This window comes from Gemmatimonadota bacterium, assembly GCA_026706345.1.
Lineage (GTDB): Bacteria > JAAXHH01 > JAAXHH01 > JAAXHH01 > JAAXHH01 > JAAXHH01.
This window is the reverse complement of record JAPOYX010000213.1, coordinates 2,312-3,162: the sequence shown is the minus strand read 5'-3', so window position 1 is coordinate 3,162 and position 851 is coordinate 2,312. Positions and strand designations below refer to the sequence as shown.

The window sequence follows — 851 nt, the reverse complement described above, 5'->3', positions numbered from 1 at the left end:
CGGCGTTTCCAGATAGAACATGAAGACCGGGTCCTGAAACCGGGCGATGGATTCGTTTTCGTCGAAAAACTATTGAATATCAATAAATTACTTGATAAACATCGAGTAGAAGTCATTCTGCTTTCCCGCAACACCGCAGATACGGGGTTACGCATATTCAATTCCATTGCCGCGCATGGGCTCAAAATCACCCGGGCCGCGTTCTGTGGCGGAGAGAGTCCATACCGGTACATACGGGCGTTCGGCTGCGACCTGTTCCTGTCCACGCACGCCACCGATGTCGGGCATGCCCTGGAACACGGCGTGGCCGCGGCAACGCTGCTGCCTGCGCCGGGCCGGTCCGCCGGCGCGGAATCCGGCCAACTCCGGCTGGCGTTCGACGGCGATGCGGTCCTGTTCTCCGACACGTCCGAGCGCGTGTTTCAGGAACAGGGGCTGGAAGCCTTCAGCGCCGCCGAGGCCGCCGCGGCCGAGCCCCTGGAAGGAGGCCCCTTCAAGTCCTTCCTCGGCGCCCTGCACAGCCTGCAGCAGGAATTCGACCAGGACTGCCCCATACGCACCGCGCTCATCACGGCACGTGGCGCCCCCGCCCACGAAAGGGTCATTCGCACCCTGCGCGCGTGGAACATCCGCCTCGACGAATCGCTGTTTCTCGGCGGCATGAAAAAGACGGCGTTTCTGAAAGCCTTCGGGGCCGACGTCTTCTTCGACGACCAGACGCAGCACTGTGAGAGCGCAGCCACCGAGGTAACCGCAGGCCACGTCCCCCACGGCGTGCGCAACGAAAACCGCAAAAAATCCGCCTGACCTCCACAGCCCGAATCGAAGGAATAGTTTGGCGGACCGGTGGG

1 protein-coding gene is annotated in these 851 nt (G+C 62.0%); it reads left to right on the top strand.

Going from position 1 to position 851, the window contains the following annotated elements:
- A partial coding sequence (locus tag OXG98_14995; protein ID MCY3773311.1) for a 5'-nucleotidase occupies positions 1-807 on the top strand: 807 nt, incomplete at its 5' end.
- Between the last annotated feature and the right edge of the window lie 44 nt (positions 808-851).